23 protein-coding genes are annotated in these 14075 nt (G+C 66.5%); all 23 read left to right on the plus strand.

Annotation, left to right across the window (positions count from 1 at the left end; translation table 11 throughout):
• The first annotated feature begins 16 nt into the window (after nucleotides 1–16).
• Nucleotides 17–862 (plus strand): GPO family capsid scaffolding protein, encoded by an 846-nt coding sequence (locus tag ABGV18_RS08925; RefSeq protein ID WP_396585716.1) that lies wholly within the window; start codon nucleotides 17–19, stop codon nucleotides 860–862.
• A 13-nt stretch (nucleotides 863–875) separates the two neighbouring features.
• Nucleotides 876–1910 carry a phage major capsid protein, P2 family gene (locus ABGV18_RS08930; RefSeq protein ID WP_396585717.1) on the plus strand — a complete coding sequence of 345 codons (1035 nt, stop codon included), beginning with the start codon at nucleotides 876–878 and terminating at the stop codon, nucleotides 1908–1910.
• A gap of 29 nt (nucleotides 1911–1939) precedes the next feature.
• Nucleotides 1940–2590, plus strand: a complete 651-nt coding sequence (gpM, locus tag ABGV18_RS08935) for a phage terminase small subunit (protein WP_396585718.1) — start codon at nucleotides 1940–1942, stop codon at nucleotides 2588–2590.
• A 98-nt stretch (nucleotides 2591–2688) separates the two neighbouring features.
• A complete protein-coding gene (locus tag ABGV18_RS08940) occupies nucleotides 2689–3141 on the plus strand; it encodes a head completion/stabilization protein (RefSeq protein WP_396585719.1) in 453 nt (150 codons plus the stop codon).
• Nucleotides 3141–3347 (plus strand): tail protein X, encoded by a 207-nt coding sequence (locus tag ABGV18_RS08945; RefSeq protein WP_396585720.1) that lies wholly within the window; start codon nucleotides 3141–3143, stop codon nucleotides 3345–3347. Before ABGV18_RS08940 ends, ABGV18_RS08945 begins: the two co-directional genes overlap by 1 nt.
• A 1-nt stretch (nucleotide 3348) precedes the next feature.
• Nucleotides 3349–3690, plus strand: a complete 342-nt coding sequence (locus ABGV18_RS08950; protein ID WP_396585721.1) for a hypothetical protein — start codon at nucleotides 3349–3351, stop codon at nucleotides 3688–3690.
• Nucleotides 3690–4094, plus strand: a complete 405-nt coding sequence (locus ABGV18_RS08955) for an N-acetylmuramoyl-L-alanine amidase (RefSeq protein ID WP_396585722.1) — start codon at nucleotides 3690–3692, stop codon at nucleotides 4092–4094. The genes ABGV18_RS08950 and ABGV18_RS08955 overlap by 1 nt, the downstream gene beginning before the upstream one ends.
• Before the next feature lie 14 nt (nucleotides 4095–4108).
• A complete protein-coding gene (locus ABGV18_RS08960) occupies nucleotides 4109–4669 on the plus strand; it encodes a 3TM-type holin (RefSeq protein ID WP_396581392.1) in 561 nt (186 codons plus the stop codon).
• A 52-nt stretch (nucleotides 4670–4721) separates the two neighbouring features.
• Nucleotides 4722–4913 (plus strand): hypothetical protein, encoded by a 192-nt coding sequence (locus ABGV18_RS08965; RefSeq protein WP_396581391.1) that lies wholly within the window; start codon nucleotides 4722–4724, stop codon nucleotides 4911–4913.
• Entirely contained in the window at nucleotides 4910–5302 is a 393-nt protein-coding gene (locus ABGV18_RS08970) for a phage tail protein (RefSeq protein ID WP_396581390.1), read from the plus strand. The genes ABGV18_RS08965 and ABGV18_RS08970 overlap by 4 nt, the downstream gene beginning before the upstream one ends.
• Complete coding sequence (locus tag ABGV18_RS08975; RefSeq protein ID WP_396581389.1) at nucleotides 5299–5766, plus strand: phage virion morphogenesis protein; 468 nt, start codon at nucleotides 5299–5301, stop codon at nucleotides 5764–5766. The genes ABGV18_RS08970 and ABGV18_RS08975 overlap by 4 nt, the downstream gene beginning before the upstream one ends.
• A gap of 83 nt (nucleotides 5767–5849) precedes the next feature.
• Nucleotides 5850–6521, plus strand: coding sequence for a phage baseplate assembly protein V (locus ABGV18_RS08980; protein WP_396581388.1), 672 nt, complete (start codon nucleotides 5850–5852; stop codon nucleotides 6519–6521).
• On the plus strand, nucleotides 6518–6874 hold the full coding sequence (locus ABGV18_RS08985) for a GPW/gp25 family protein (RefSeq protein ID WP_396581387.1): 357 nt from the start codon (nucleotides 6518–6520) through the stop codon (nucleotides 6872–6874). Before ABGV18_RS08980 ends, ABGV18_RS08985 begins: the two co-directional genes overlap by 4 nt.
• A 1-nt stretch (nucleotide 6875) precedes the next feature.
• Nucleotides 6876–7781: a baseplate assembly protein gene (locus ABGV18_RS08990; protein WP_396585723.1), complete on the plus strand. Its 906-nt coding sequence runs from the start codon at nucleotides 6876–6878 to the stop codon at nucleotides 7779–7781.
• Nucleotides 7774–8319 carry a phage tail protein I gene (locus ABGV18_RS08995; protein ID WP_396585724.1) on the plus strand — a complete coding sequence of 182 codons (546 nt, stop codon included), beginning with the start codon at nucleotides 7774–7776 and terminating at the stop codon, nucleotides 8317–8319. Before ABGV18_RS08990 ends, ABGV18_RS08995 begins: the two co-directional genes overlap by 8 nt.
• A gap of 3 nt (nucleotides 8320–8322) precedes the next feature.
• Nucleotides 8323–9369 carry a gp53-like domain-containing protein gene (locus tag ABGV18_RS09000; RefSeq protein ID WP_396585725.1) on the plus strand — a complete coding sequence of 349 codons (1047 nt, stop codon included), beginning with the start codon at nucleotides 8323–8325 and terminating at the stop codon, nucleotides 9367–9369.
• 3 nt (nucleotides 9370–9372) lie between these two features.
• Nucleotides 9373–9939 carry a DUF4376 domain-containing protein gene (locus ABGV18_RS09005; RefSeq protein WP_396585726.1) on the plus strand — a complete coding sequence of 189 codons (567 nt, stop codon included), beginning with the start codon at nucleotides 9373–9375 and terminating at the stop codon, nucleotides 9937–9939.
• Between the two features lies 1 nt (nucleotide 9940).
• Entirely contained in the window at nucleotides 9941–10087 is a 147-nt protein-coding gene (locus ABGV18_RS09010; RefSeq protein WP_396585727.1) for a hypothetical protein, read from the plus strand.
• A gap of 387 nt (nucleotides 10088–10474) precedes the next feature.
• Complete coding sequence (locus ABGV18_RS09015; RefSeq protein WP_449728753.1) at nucleotides 10475–11983, plus strand: phage tail sheath protein; 1509 nt, start codon at nucleotides 10475–10477, stop codon at nucleotides 11981–11983.
• Nucleotides 11984–11994: 11 nt separating this feature from the next.
• Entirely contained in the window at nucleotides 11995–12504 is a 510-nt protein-coding gene (locus ABGV18_RS09020) for a phage major tail tube protein (RefSeq protein ID WP_396585728.1), read from the plus strand.
• A 108-nt stretch (nucleotides 12505–12612) separates the two neighbouring features.
• Entirely contained in the window at nucleotides 12613–12903 is a 291-nt protein-coding gene (locus ABGV18_RS09025) for a phage tail assembly protein (protein ID WP_396585729.1), read from the plus strand.
• 8 nt (nucleotides 12904–12911) lie between these two features.
• Entirely contained in the window at nucleotides 12912–13040 is a 129-nt protein-coding gene (locus tag ABGV18_RS09030) for a GpE family phage tail protein (protein ID WP_396585730.1), read from the plus strand.
• On the plus strand, nucleotides 13041–14075 hold a 1035-nt coding region (locus tag ABGV18_RS09035), incomplete at its 3' end, for a tape measure protein (protein WP_396585731.1).

The following is a 14075-nucleotide window of genomic DNA, read 5'->3' on the forward strand; positions in this document are numbered from 1 at the left end:
GACGAGGCACAAGCCCATGAAATTCCACCGCGTAGCCGTCTCCGGCAAGACCATCGACGGCCGGGAGATCACCCCCGACCAGATCAATCAGATGGCCGAGACCTACAACCCCGAGACCTACGGGGCCCGCATCTGGATGGAGCACCTGCGCGGCATGCTCCCCGACAGCCTGTTCCCCGCCTACGGTGACGTCACCGCCGTCGAGGCACGCGACTGGAAAGACCCGTCCAGCGGCGAGACCAAGCGCGCGCTCTACGCCTCCATCGACGCCCTGCCGGAACTCAAGGCCGCCGCCGCCAAGCGCCAGAAGGTCTACTTCTCCATCGAGATCGCGCGCAACTTCGCCGACACCGGCAAGGCCTACCTGATGGGCCTAGCCATGACCGACAGCCCGGCGAGTCTCGGCACCGAGATGGCCGCCTTCTCCGCCGCCCACCGCGACGAGTTCGACGGCGACATGCCCGACAGCCTCTACTCCCGCGGCATCGAGGCCGACGCCCTGTTCAACGACGAACAGGACCACGGCGCCGGTGACGGCAAGCAGGACAAGCCCGGCGTGCTGGCCCGAGTCCGCGAACTCTTGAGCCGCCAGACCCGCAACGACGAGTCCCGGTTCGCCGACATCACCCAGGCGGTCGAACTGCTCGCCGAGCAGGTGCGCGACTCTCGCGACTCCGGCGCCCAGGCCGGCGAGGCCCTATTCGCCCAGATCGAGCAGCGGCTCGAAAAAATCGAAGGGTGGCAAGACAAGATCGACACCCTCACCCAGCGCGTCGACAGCATCGAGCGCGAGGAAAGCCCCAACCATCGCCACCGCCCACCCGCCAACGGCGGCAGCGGCCGCGCCGTAACCGACTGCTGACCCGGAGAGCCACATGAAGAACACGACCCGCACCGCCTTCAACGACTTCAAGGCCCAGATCGCCCAGCTCAACGGCGTGCCCGATGCCTCGACCAAGTTCGCCGCCTCCCCGGCCGTCGAACAGACCATGATCAACAAGATGCAGGAGTCCAGTGACTTCCTGCGCCGGATCAACATCATGGGCGTCGACAACCAGCAGGGCGAAAAGCTCGGCCTGGGCGTGGGCAGCACCATTGCCGGCACCACGGACACCAGCGCCTCCGATCGGGCCACCACCGACCCGACCAATCTGGACACCGACGGGTACATGTGTACCCAGACCAACTTCGACACGCACCTGACCTACGGCAAGCTCGACGCCTGGGCCCACCTGCCGGACTTCCAGCGGAAAGTGCGCGACCAGATCCTGCAGCGCCAGCGCCTCGACCGGATCATGATCGGCTTCAACGGCACCAGCCGCGCCGCCACATCCGACCGGGCCACCAACCCGCTGCTCCAAGACGTCAACAAGGGCTGGCTGCAGAAGCTGCGCGAGTTCGACACGGGCAGCAACGTCATGGACGAAGGCGGCACCGCCGGCGAGATCCATGTGGGCGCCGCCGGCGACTACGCCAACCTCGACGCGCTGGTGTTCGACATCGTCAACAGCCTGATCGACCCGTGGTACCGCCAGGACACCGGACTGGTCGCCATCCTCGGCCGCGGCCTGATGGTCGACAAGTTCTTCCCGCTGATCGAGAGCCACGGCGACACCCCGACCGAGTCCAACGCACTCGACATGATGATGTCCGCCAAGCGCATCGGCGGCCTGCAAGCCGTCCAGCTGCCGTTCTTCCCGGATCGAGCCGTCGCGGTCACCCGCCTCGACAACCTCTCGATCTACCTGCAGAACGGATCGACCCGCCGCGCGATCATCGACAAGCCCGAGCGCGATCGCATCGAGGACTACCAGTCCGTCAACGAGGCCTACGTCATCGAAGACAACGGCGGCATGGCACTGGCCGAGAACATCAAGTTCACCAGTGACGGCGGCACCACCTGGGCCTAAGCCCGGGGTGTCCTAACGGAGACTGAATCATGGTCATGACACCCGCACAACGGCACGTCATCCGTCGACGGGCACAGTCCGACAGCTCGGGCACCAAGCCCCGCGCCCGGGCCAGCCAGTTCGACCTGATGCGCGCCCAGCTCGCCGAGCATCGCCGCTCGCTCAAGGGCATCCAGTCCGTCGAGCGCAAGGCAGATTTCAAGCGTGACTTCCTGCAGGAATACGCCCCCTACGTCGAGACCGCGCTGGAATCCGGCGAACCCATCGACGAGATCGTCAGCACCGTCATGGTCTGGCGCATCGACACCGGCGACTTTGCCGGCGCCCTGCCGATCGCCGAGGCGATGATCGAACACGGCGGCGAAATGCCGGACGGCTACCAGCGCAACGCCGGCACCGTCATCGCCGAAGACCTCGCCAACGCCTTCCTCAAGCCGGGCGACGACGAGACCGAGCGCCCCGCCCTCGACCTGCTCGAGCGCGTCGGCGAGATCACCGGCGAGATCGACATGCCCGACCCGGCCCGCGCCAAGCTCCACAAGGCCATCGGCTACGCCCAGCGCGAAGCCGGCCACCTGGAGCCGGCCCTGGGCAATCTCGAACGCGCCCTGCAGCTCAACAGCCGCGTGGGTGTGAAAAAAGACATCGAGCGTTTGCAGCGCGAGCTGAAAAACGCCTGATCCCGAGTGCACCACGCACCGGCGGCCCGCCGGCAACCCCGAGTGTCCTCCCGGGGCCACTGCCGGCGAATCCCCGCCGACCCACAACGAGGTGAGACGTGAGTTTTGACGCCACCGGACTGCCAACCGCCAACTCCGCCGACGAGATCATCCAGGCGGCCGGCGACTTCTGGCCCGAGATCACGCTCGCCAAATTCCGCGAGGCCGCGCGGGTCGACCACACCATCGACGACCCGCGCAGCGCCTACCAGCTGCGGATGGCCGTCGCCCACATCAACCGGCAACTCGCCCCCTTCCGCGAGGACCGAGAGATGGACGGCGACACCGGCCTGGGCCAGACCGACGCCCTCTACTACCAGGCCGCCGTCCACCACCACGCCAAGGCCCGCCTGCTAGAGAAGTACCGCGACGTCGACTCCCGACGCGTCGGCAACAGCACCGCGCGAGACCCGCAGGCACTGGACGAACGCGTCAACACCGAGTGGCGCGAAGTGCGCAACAGCCTGTCCGCCCTGCGCGGCCGGCCCCTGGCCACCGTTGAACTGATCTGATGTATGTCGCACGCACCACGCAATCGGACACCGTCGACCAGCTCTGCCTGCGCGTGCACGGCCGGCTCGCCCCCGGGATCGTCGAGGCCACGCTCGAGGAAAACCGGGGGCTCGCGGATTACGGCCCGCTGCTTCCGGCCGGACTCGAAGTCCGCATTCCCGACCTGCCCGACCCGCAGGACACCCGCATCCAGCTTTGGGACTGACATGACAGAGCCAGCATCCAGCATCGCAGGCTTTCTCGGCCTCAAACACGCCGCCCTTATTGCCGGCGCAGCCGGCGCCGTCATCAGCCTGCGATACATCGACGACTTGAGCATGTTCGGCCGCGTACTCGCGGTGATCACCGGCACCCTCACCGCCGGGTACCTGTCGCCGGCCGCTGGTCAGTGGCTCGACGTATCGCAACCGACCGAGAACGCCATCGCTTTCGTCCTCGGCCTGACGGCCATGAACGCGATCCCCGGGCTGCTCAAGCTGAGCGAGAAGTTCGCCGCCGACCCGCTGTCGTTCATCCGCGCCCCGCATAACCGCCGGAGAAAAGACTGATGGACATCCGATACCTCGTCGTTCATTGCAGCGACAGCCCCAACGGCCGCGACGACTCCGCCGCCGACATCCACCGTTGGCACCTAGATCGCGGCTGGTCCGGCATCGGGTACCACGCCGTGATCCGTCGCGACGGTGGCGTCGAGATGGGCCGCCCGCCGTACTGGCAAGGCGCCCACGTGCGCAAGCACAACGACGAAGCGCTTGGCGTCTGCCTGATCGGCACGGACGCTTTCACCCCCGAGCAGGTCGACGCGCTCGAGTCCCTGTTGCTTGCCTGGGGCTCGGTGCATCCGGACGCGCTGGTCGTCGGCCACCGGGATCTCGATGACCGCGGCAAGACCTGTCCCAACTTCGATGCGCACGCCTGGTGGGTGGCGCGCCAAAAAAAGCAGATCGACTGAAAGGGGTATCGCTTATGAACTGGTCAGACGTTGGGAACCTGGTCGGCAAGGCCGCGCCGCTGGTCGGCACCGCCCTGCTGGGCGCGCCGGGTGGCGCAATCGGTGGGCTGGTCGCCTCCGTGCTGGGGGTGGACAACACCCCCGATGCGGTTTACGAGGCCATCCAGGCCGATCCGCAAGCGATCGAGCGCCTCAAACGCATGGAAATCGACCACGCCGAAGAGATGCGGCGGCTCACCCTCGAGTCGGAGACGAACCGCCTGACCGAGATCAACAAGACCATGCGCGCCGAGTACCAGGCCGACGGCTGGTACAAGTCCGGCTGGCGCCCTGCCATCGGCTGGAATCTCGCGCTGTCGTTCGGCGGCCTGTCGGCGGCGCTCGTCTACGCGATCGCCAAGGACCCGACGCTGGTTTCCGACCAGGCGTTCACCGGCATGCTGGTTTGGCTGTTCGTCACGATGGCCTCGATCCTCGGCGTCAACGTCTCCAAGCGCAGCCAGGACAAGCAGATTGCCGCCGGCCAGCAGCCCTCCAGCATCCTGGGCTCCCTTCTGGGGCGGGTGAAGAAATGAGCGACGCCATCGACCGCGCCACAAAGGCCCTCAAGGGCGGGGGCGAAAAATCGTGAAACACATCCATGACAAGGCTTCTGACCTAGCCGAGCAACGCCGGCAAGAGTCCATTGAGGCGCATCGCAACAGGGCCGAATCCGGCCCGAAGGCCACCGGCTACTGCCTCAACTGCGAGGCCCCGGTGGAAAAGCCGCGCCGCTGGTGTGACGTCGAATGCCGTGACGACTGGGAGCGCTACACGTGAAAAAGCTGCTCGGCCTGCGCGATCACATCCTCGAACTCACCGGCATCAGCACCGAGACCCTGTCGGTCTACGCATCCGACGGCCGGCTGGTCGGTACCGCCCAGAACGCCTTCGAATACCGCTACCAGGGCGAGGTAACCATCACCGAGTACAACGGCCAGGCCGACAACGTCCTCTGGCCGATCTACGCCTGGGTGCGCGACCACCAGCCCGACATCAGTTCGGACGATCTCGAGTTCGAGGTCGACCTGCTCGACCACGAGGGCGTGGATCTCGCCGTGCGCATCCCGCTGACCGAGGCCGTCCGCCGCGACCCAACCACCGGCGGATTCACCCACTGCGATCCGGTCGAGCCCGCCGACCTCTACGGGCCGCACCCGACCGTATGAGCAGCCGCCGCATCGACGCACTCGAACCGTGGATGGCGCAGATCCTCAACGCCGCCGGTCCCGGTACGCGCCGCAAGCTCTCCAAGCGCATCGCCACCGACCTGCGTCGCAGCCAGGCCGATCGCATCGCCCGGCAGGAGGAGCCAGACGGCACCAGCTACCACCGCCGCCGCATCCAGCTGCTCACCAAGACAGGCCGCATCCGCAAGCGCCAGGAAATGTTCAAGAAGCTGCGCACCTCGCGGTTCCTCAAGCTCAAGGCCACGGCCAGCCGGGCCACCGTTGGCTTCGATGGCCGTGGCCGCACCTCCGATATTGCCCGCGTGCACCAATACGGCCTCAAGGACCACCCGCAGGAGCCCGGCCCGCTGGTCCGCTACCGCCAACGCAAGCTGCTCGGCTACACGGACGAGGACCGCGACCGCATCGCCAACACCATCCTCGACGCGGTCACGCCCGACTGACCGACAAGCGGCAACGCCCGTCAAGTCAGTCAGGCGCTAACCGACCGAGACCCACCTACCCAGCCGCGCCCACGCGGGCGACCATGGACGCCATGCAGAACGCCGAGATCAATCGCCGCCTCGAGAACCTGATCCGCCTGGGCACCGTCGACCAGGCGGACTATGCGAGCGCGCGGCTGAAAGTCCGCATCGGCGAGCTGGTGACCGGCTGGCTGCCGTGGCTCACCCACCGCGCCGGCGGTGATCGCAGCTGGTGGGCGCCGGAAGTCGGCGAACAAGTCGTGCTGCTCTCCCCGGGCGGGGATCTCGCCCAGGGCATCGTCCTGCCGTCGCTCTACCGCGACGCCCACCCGGCACCCGGCACCGACCCGGCCAAGCACACCACCCGGTACCAGAACGGCACCGAGGAAACCCACGACCGCGCCGCCCAGCACTACCACCTGAACGTGCCCGCCGGCGGCAAAATCACCCTGCAGGTCGGCAACACCACGCTGGTCCTCGAGGACGGGCAGACCAAGCTCACCACGCCGAAGCTCGTGGTCGACTCGCCCGACAGCACCTTCACCGGCGACGTCACCGCCCAAGGCCTGCTCACCTATCTGGCCGGCATGATCGGCCAGGGCGGCGCCGGCGCGACGGCCAGCATCAGCGGCAGCGTCGACGTCACCGGTGGCGACGTCACCGTCGACGGCATCAGCAGCAAGCACCACACGCACCCGGGCGACTCCGGCGGCACCACGGGAGAGCCGCAATGATCACCGACCAGGGCATGAACCGGACCACCGGCGCCGCGATCGACGGCATCGACCACCTGCGCCAGTCGATCACCGACATCCTCACCACCCCGGTGGGCAGCCGGGTGATGCGCCGGGAGTACGGCTCGAGTCTATTCCGGCTGCTCGACCAGCCGCTCAACCAGGGCACGCTCGTGCAGCTCTACGCCGCCACCGTCGAGGCCCTGTCCCGCTGGGAGCCACGCCTGAACATTACCCGCGTGGCCGCCAACGACGCCCGGGCCGCCGCCGGCCATCTCGATCTGACCATCGAGGGCAGCTACCGGGGCACCCCGGTCACGCTCTCGGGCCTACCAATCACCACGGGGTCCTGACATGGCCGGAGGATTCACAGCCGTTGATCTCTCGCAGCTGGCATCGCCGGACGTCGTCGAGTCGATCGACTACGAGACCATCCTGTCCGCGATGAAGGCCGACCTGATCGCCCGCGACCCTGACCTCGAGGACACGCTGGCCCTCGAGTCCGAGCCGATCACCAAGCTGCTCGAAGTCGCCGCCTACCGCGAAACAATCCTTCGCCAGCGCGTCAACGAGGCATCCAAGGCCGTCATGCTCGCCTACGCCGCAGGCTCCGACCTGGACAACCTCGGCGCGCTGTTCGGCGTCGATCGCCTGCTGGTGGATGCTGGCGATCCGGACGCCATCCCGCCGATCCCGCCGACCTACGAGAGCGACAGCGACTTCCGCCGCCGCATCCAGCTCTCGCTGGAAGGCTTCTCGACGGCTGGGCCAGAGGGCGCCTACGTATTCCACGCCCTGTCGTCCGATGGCGACGTGCTCGACGCCAGCGCCACCAGCCCCAGCCCGGGCGCCGTCACCGTCACCGTGCTCTCGCGCACTGGCGACGGCACCGCCGACCAGACCCTGCTCGATGCCGTCGACAACGTCCTCTCCGCCGATGACGTCCGGCCGCTCACCGACGCCGTCACCGTCCAGAGCGCGACCATCCAGAACTACACCGTCGACGCCACGCTCTACTTCTACGCCGGCCCAGACCGCGCCGTCGTGCTCGCCTCCGCGCAGGCCGCCATCGACGACTACGTCGCCGCGCAGCATCGCCTCGGGCTCGACGTCACCCTCTCCGGCATCTACGCCGCGCTCCACCAGCCCGGCGTCCAGCGCGTCGAGCTCGCAAGCCCCGCATCCAGCATCGTCGTCGACCGGCAGACCGCCGCCTACTGCACCGCCACCAACCTGACCGACGGAGGCCTGGGTGAGTAACCGCGCCTCCCTGCTGCCGCCCAGCGCCACCCAGGCCGAGCGCGCCATCGAGCAGGCCACCGGCCGCCTCGAAGACGTGCCCACGCCCCAGCGCACGCTCTGGGACCCGGACACCTGCCCAGCCGCCCTGCTGCCGTGGCTCGCCTGGGCGCTCTCGCTCGACGCCTGGCAACCGTACTGGCCCGCGACCGTCAAGCGCGAACGCATCCGCAAGGCAATCGAGATCCAGCGCAAGAAAGGCACCGCGCGGTCCGTGCGCGACACGGTCGCCTCATTCGGCGGCGCGCTCTCGATCAAGGAATGGTGGCAGAACGACCCACCCACCGAGCCGCACACCTTCGACCTGCTGCTCACCGTCGGCGGTGACGTGCCCGCCACCACCGAATACCAGAACGACATCATCGACGAGGTCAGCCGCGTCAAGCCCGTGCGCAGCCATTTCACCCTCACCGCCGGGGTGAATGCCGACGGCGCCATCGCCATCGCCGGTGCCGCGCGGCTCGTCCAATACCAACGACTCTCACTGACCGAGGCCTGACCAATGGCAGTCACCATCACCATCACAGACGCTGGCCGCGCCGCCATCGTCAACGCCGAGAACACCGGCACCGATCCCGTCACCATCAGCGAGATCGGCCTGGGCGACGGCAGCTACACCATCGCACCGGACGCGACGGCCACCGCGCTCAAGGCCGAGATCAAGCGCCTGACCACCATCAGCGGCGAGATCGTCGCCGACGACACCTTCCACGTCACCGTCAAGGACGAAGGCAACGACGTCTACGACGTCACCGAGTTCGGCCTCTACCTTGCCGACGGGACGCTGTTCGCGATCTACGCCGTCACCAGCGGCAACATCATGCAGAAGGCCGCCGCCTCGAGCGTGCTGCTGGCCGTCGACATCATCCTCACCACCGTCAACGCCACCAGCCTGACCTTCGGCGATACCAGCTTCACCAACCCGCCGGCGTCGACAACCGTCCCCGGCGTGACCAAGTACGCCGATAACGCCCAGACGCAGACCGGCACAGCGGACAACCTCGCCGTCACCCCGGCTGGTCTGTCAGCGCGCACCGCGACCGAGACGCGCACCGGCTTGTCAGCGGCCGCCACTCAGGCAAAGACGGATACCGGCACCGACGACACGACGTTTGTCACGCCGAAGAAGCTGGCCGGGAAGATCAAGCAGGCGACGGAGAGTGTGCTGGGTTTGCTGAAGGTATCGACCCAAGCGCAGACCGATGCCGGCACTGACGACACCACGGCCGTCACCCCGAAGAAGATGCGGTGGGGGTTTTCTGTCTCGCTAACCCAGACCGGCTATATCATTTTCCCGACTTGGCTTTCCGGGCTGATTATTCAATGGGGGCGTGGCTCTGCTTCCGACAAAACAACGGTTTCATTTCCCATCACCTTCCCCAATTCCGTTTTGAACATTTCAGTCACTGAGGCAACAGTGTCAACTGCAAGTGCAAGTTCTGGTGGCATTGTTCCGATCGGGTATGAGACTGATACCTACACCAACAGCTCATTCAAAGTAAGAACGCCGGACGCAACCGTTTTTTCCTGGAATGCAATCGGGTATTGATTTATGAGCTATTTCTTTAGCGCAAAAGAAAATTCATTTTTCCATGAAAGTATTAAGGGATCTTATCTTTCGGCAGGCACATGGCCGACTGATGCAAAAAGAGTGTCCGATGACATTTTCAAAGAATACGGTGTGGGAATAGCTCCTGCCGGAATGATGAGAGGCACTGACAGCAATGGATTGCCAGCTTGGGTCAGCAAGCCGATACAGCCAAACCAGGACCTTGCTGCTCAGCAACGCACCGAGATCGAGGATGCCCGCAAGGCCGCCGAGGCCGACGGCGTCACCGTCAACGCCATCCGCTACGCCGGCGACGCGGGCAACCGGGCGGCGCTGCGCGAGGCGATCGACTTCGCCGATGCGCAGGGCCTAGCCACCTTCGCCTCCTGGAAGGACAGCGACGACGTCTTCCACACCGACCACCCGGTCGCCGACGTGCGCCAGGCACTGAACGACATCGCCGCCCGCCGCGGCCAGCTGATCGCCCGCGAGGGCGAGCTGGTCGCGCAGATCAACGCGGCCGAAGCCGCCGACGACCGGGCCGGCATCGAGGCGGTGACGAGGCGGTGACGTGGTAGGCATAGCCACCGCGTTACTCGCGGCGCTCGCCGGCGCACTGATCCACCGCTATCGCGGCGGCGGCATCCAGATCATCCCGCGATTCCCCGGCCGCAGCCTGTGGGGCGCGGCGCTGGCTGGGCAGTGGGTGGTTGGCTAGCACCGAGCCGCCCGGGCGCGCATCGACAACTTCATCAACGCCGAGACGTAACCAAGGCCGCACACCGCATGGTGGCGGCCTTTTCTTTGGTCTGGAAAAACCACCAGAGGAAGTTGCTCGCCCATCCAGACAGCATGGCAAGCCCGTAATGGCCCACACCCAGGGAGAAGTATTGCCATGCCACAGATCCATATCCACCTACCTCCTACCCTCACCCGCGATCTGATCAGGGCCGGACTGGTGGTGTACCAGCTGAACTGGCTGGGCGAATTGCTGGCTTCCTCTTCTCTGACAGTCACTTAGCAGCTAAGTGACTGGCTAAACCGTGATCGGCATTGCCGCGCGCGTCATCCTGTGCCCATACCCACGAGACCTGGAGAAAACGGGATGACTGACTACCACCACGGCGTGCGCGTTCTCGAGATCAACGAGGGCACGCGCCCGATCCGCACGATTCAGACGGCGATCATCGGCTTGGTCGGCACGGCACCGAACGCCGAGACGGAGCTGGCCGCCAACGCGACAATCTCCTTTATCGCTGCCAACACCGGCGTGCTGTTCACCGCGGCCACGGCCGGCGCCGCCGGCAACGACATCCGGGTGCGCTACGTCAAGCCGGCCGAGGTGTCCGCTGCCATCGCGGTGACGGTCGACGGCAAGGACATCACCGTTTCGCTGGCCACGGACATCGGCGGAGAGATCAGCTCCACGGCCGGCGACGTGATCACGGCCGTCACCGGCAGCGCCGAGGCATCCGCCCTGGTCACTGCCGAGAGCCCCGCCGGAGAAGACGGCACCGGCGTGGTTTCCTCCAAGCGCTTCGTCGAACTCGACGGCGGCCAGGACGAACCCTTCCCGCTCAACGTGCCGGTGCTGGTCACCGACGTGCCCACGGCCATCGGCAACGTCGGCACGTCCGGCACGCTGCCGCAGGTATTCGACGGCATCAACGACCAGGCCAATGCCGTGAGCATCGTGGTCCGGGTCGAGGAAGGCGTGGACGCCGCGGCCACCACCGCCAACGTCATCGGCACCACCGCGTCCGACGGCTCTCGCACTGGCCTGCAGGCGCTGCTCGACTCCAAGGCCAAGTTCGGCTTCAAGCCGCGCATCCTCGGCGCGCCGGGGCTGGATGCGCAGGACGTGACCACCGAGCTGGTCAGCCTGGCGCAGAAACTGCGCGGCTTTGCCTACGCCGCCTGCAACGCGGCCAACGTCACCGAGGCGCTGGACTACCGCGACAACTTCGGCGCCCGCGAGCTGATGCTGATCTTCCGCGACTTCGAGGCCTTCGACGTCAACGCCAAGGCCACGGTCACCGTGGCGGCCACGGCGCGGGCCATGGGCCTGCGGGCGAAGATCGACAACGAGGTCGGCTGGCACAAGACGCTTTCCAACGTCGAAGTGCGGGGCGTCTCCGGCATCGACAAGCCGGTCTTCTGGGACTTGCAGGACCCGAACACCGACGCCGGCATCCTCAACGCCGCCGACGTCACCGTCCTGATCCGCGAGGGCGGCTTCCGCTTCTGGGGCAGCCGCACCACGAGCCTCGATCCGCTGTTCGCCTTCGAGAACTACACCCGCAGCGCCCAGGTGATTGCCGACACCATCGCCGAGGCGCACATGTGGGCCGTCGACAAGCCGATGACCGGCTCGCTGGTGCGCGACATCATCGAGGGCATCAACGCCAAGTTCCGCGAGTGGATCAGCCTCGGATACCTGATCGGCGGCGAGTGCTGGTTCGACGAGCAGATCAACACCGAGGACGTGCTCAAGGCCGGCAAGCTCTACATCGACTACGACTACACGCCCGTCCCGCCGCTGGAGAACCTCCAGCTGCGCCAGCGCATCACCGATCGTTACCTGATCGACTTCGCCGCCCAGAACGCATCGTAAGGAGCTGACCCATGGCACTGCCCAAGAAGCTGAAGAAGTTCAATTTTTTCGACGAGGGCCACTCCTACCTGGGCGTGGCTGAAGAGATCACCCTGCCCACCCTGGGCTGGTCCAGCGAGGAATTCGAGGGCGCCGGCATGGTCGGCCCCGTCGACATCCCCATGAGCCTGGAGAAGCTCGAGGCCCAGTGGACACTCGGCGGCCTCGAGGCCCAGGTGTTGCGCCAGTTCGGCATCTGCGGGCTGGCCGGCATCGGCCTGCGGTTCAACGGCTCCTACCAGGACGCCCAGACCTGCGAGGTGGTGCCGGTCGAGGTGACCATGCGCGGCTACCACCGCCAGATCGACATGGGCAACGCCAAGCAGGGCGACAACACCCAGCACCAGATCACCAGCGCGCTCTCCTACTACAAGCTGATCGTCAACGGCGAAACCCTGATCGAGATCGACGTGATCAACCAGGTCTTCGTCGTCGACGGCGAGGACAAGTACGCCGAGCACCGCAAGGCCATGGGCCTGTAATAGGGCATGGGGTTCAAACGCATCCCCATGGAGCCCGTCCCTTCACGGCCCGGCACCGGCGACACCCGCCCGGCCGGGCCGCCTTCTACGCACCACCCGGAGACCCACATGACCAAAGCCGCCACCAGCAACCGCACCGTCGACCTGTCCGCCCCGCTCAAGCGCGGCGACGAGAGCATCAGGGCCGTGGTCCTGCGCAAGCCCGCCACCGGCGAACTGCGCGGACTGGCCCTGACCGACATCATGCGCATGGACATCGACGCCCTGACGACCATCATCCCGCGCATCTCCACCCCGGCCCTGACCGAGGAAGAGTGCCGGCGGATGGACGTGGCCGACCTGACCAACGTCGGGGTCGAGATCCTGGGTTTTTTCACGGGCCAATCCCCGAGCGCGTAGAGGACCCCATGGCGGACATCGCCGCGGCCTTCAACTGGTCGATCGCCGACCTGTCCGACCTATCCCTCGACGAGCTGCTCGAATGGCAGGAACGCGCCATCGATCGGCTCAAGGCGATCCACGGCGGAGGTGAATAAGTGGCCCGCGAACTCAACCTCGAAGTGATCCTGGCAATGGCCGACCGGTTCTCCGGTCCGGCCCGCCGGGTAAGCCTGGCATCCAAGGCCACGTCCAAGGCAGTCAAGGCAGCCCGCGAGCAGACCCGTGGGCTGCAGTCGCAGATGGGGGAGGTGCGCAAGCTCAAGCGCATGGAGCAGGCGCTGGGCTCGAATGGCCAGGCGCTGGACGACGCCCGGCGCAAGCTGTCCGGCCTGGCCAACGAGCAGAAACGCACCGGCGACACCTCCAAGGCACTATCCCGGCGATTCAATGCCGCCCAACGGGAAGTGACCAAGCTGGCCGCCAAACAACGCGGGCTGAAAGGCGACGCCGCCGGCGTGCGCTCCGAGTTGCGCGGGCAGGGCGTGGACACCCGCAAGCTGGGCACCGCCGAACGCCGCCTGGGCGACCGGATCGACAAGGTGAACAAGCGGCTCGCCAGCCAGAAGAAGTGGCTGGGGCGCGTGGGCCATGCCAGCGAGGTGGCCAGCGGGATGCTCAACCGAGCCTTCGGCGTGATGAAGTGGGGCGCGGCTGCCGCTGCGGGCGCGGGGGCGGCCATGGTGCCGTTCATCCGCACCGCCGCGCAGTTCGAGAAGTACCAGGCCACTCTGGAGACCGTCGAGGGCTCCGAGGCCAAGGCCAAGAAGGCGATGGACTGGGTCTCCGAATTCGCTACCACCACCCCCTACCAACTCGACAACGTCACCCAGGCCTACGTGAAGCTGCGCGCCTACGGACTCGAGCCCACCGGCGGACTCTTGCGCACGCTGGGCGACACCAGCGCCGCGATGGGCAAGGACGTGATGCAGTCGGTCGAGGCAATTGCCGACGCCGTGACCGGCGAAAACGAGCGCCTGAAAGAATTCGGCATCCGTGCCTCGAAGAACGGCGACAAGATCACCTACTCCTACACCGACAAGGAAGGCATCCAGCGCCAGATGCAGGTGATGAAGGACGACCGCAAAGCCATCGAGAAGGCCCTGCGGCAGATCTGGGACGAGAAGTTCGCC

Source organism: Guyparkeria halopsychrophila (assembly GCF_044582135.1).
In the GTDB taxonomy this organism is placed as follows: Bacteria; Pseudomonadota; Gammaproteobacteria; order Halothiobacillales; family Halothiobacillaceae; genus Guyparkeria.

Bases quoted from the DNA above. Each gene is read 5' to 3' on its own strand.
- ABGV18_RS08975 (WP_396581389.1), top strand. From the start codon at position 5,299: ATGAGCAGCCGCCGCATCGACGCACTCGAACCGTGGATGGCGCAGATC.
- ABGV18_RS08980 (WP_396581388.1), top strand. From the start codon at position 5,850: ATGGACGCCATGCAGAACGCCGAGATCAATCGCCGCCTCGAGAACCTG.
- ABGV18_RS08930 (WP_396585717.1), top strand. From the start codon at position 876: ATGAAGAACACGACCCGCACCGCCTTCAACGACTTCAAGGCCCAGATC.
- ABGV18_RS09015 (WP_449728753.1), top strand. From the start codon at position 10,475: ATGACTGACTACCACCACGGCGTGCGCGTTCTCGAGATCAACGAGGGC.
- ABGV18_RS08925 (WP_396585716.1), top strand. From the start codon at position 17: ATGAAATTCCACCGCGTAGCCGTCTCCGGCAAGACCATCGACGGCCGG.
- ABGV18_RS08945 (WP_396585720.1), top strand. From the start codon at position 3,141: ATGTATGTCGCACGCACCACGCAATCGGACACCGTCGACCAGCTCTGC.
- ABGV18_RS08950 (WP_396585721.1), top strand. From the start codon at position 3,349: ATGACAGAGCCAGCATCCAGCATCGCAGGCTTTCTCGGCCTCAAACAC.
- ABGV18_RS09020 (WP_396585728.1), top strand. From the start codon at position 11,995: ATGGCACTGCCCAAGAAGCTGAAGAAGTTCAATTTTTTCGACGAGGGC.
- ABGV18_RS09030 (WP_396585730.1), top strand. From the start codon at position 12,912: ATGGCGGACATCGCCGCGGCCTTCAACTGGTCGATCGCCGACCTGTCC.
- ABGV18_RS09005 (WP_396585726.1), top strand. From the start codon at position 9,373: ATGAGCTATTTCTTTAGCGCAAAAGAAAATTCATTTTTCCATGAAAGT.
- ABGV18_RS08955 (WP_396585722.1), top strand. From the start codon at position 3,690: ATGGACATCCGATACCTCGTCGTTCATTGCAGCGACAGCCCCAACGGC.
- ABGV18_RS09025 (WP_396585729.1), top strand. From the start codon at position 12,613: ATGACCAAAGCCGCCACCAGCAACCGCACCGTCGACCTGTCCGCCCCG.
- ABGV18_RS08985 (WP_396581387.1), top strand. From the start codon at position 6,518: ATGATCACCGACCAGGGCATGAACCGGACCACCGGCGCCGCGATCGAC.
- ABGV18_RS08960 (WP_396581392.1), top strand. From the start codon at position 4,109: ATGAACTGGTCAGACGTTGGGAACCTGGTCGGCAAGGCCGCGCCGCTG.
- gpM (WP_396585718.1), top strand. From the start codon at position 1,940: ATGGTCATGACACCCGCACAACGGCACGTCATCCGTCGACGGGCACAG.
- ABGV18_RS08990 (WP_396585723.1), top strand. From the start codon at position 6,876: ATGGCCGGAGGATTCACAGCCGTTGATCTCTCGCAGCTGGCATCGCCG.
- ABGV18_RS09000 (WP_396585725.1), top strand. From the start codon at position 8,323: ATGGCAGTCACCATCACCATCACAGACGCTGGCCGCGCCGCCATCGTC.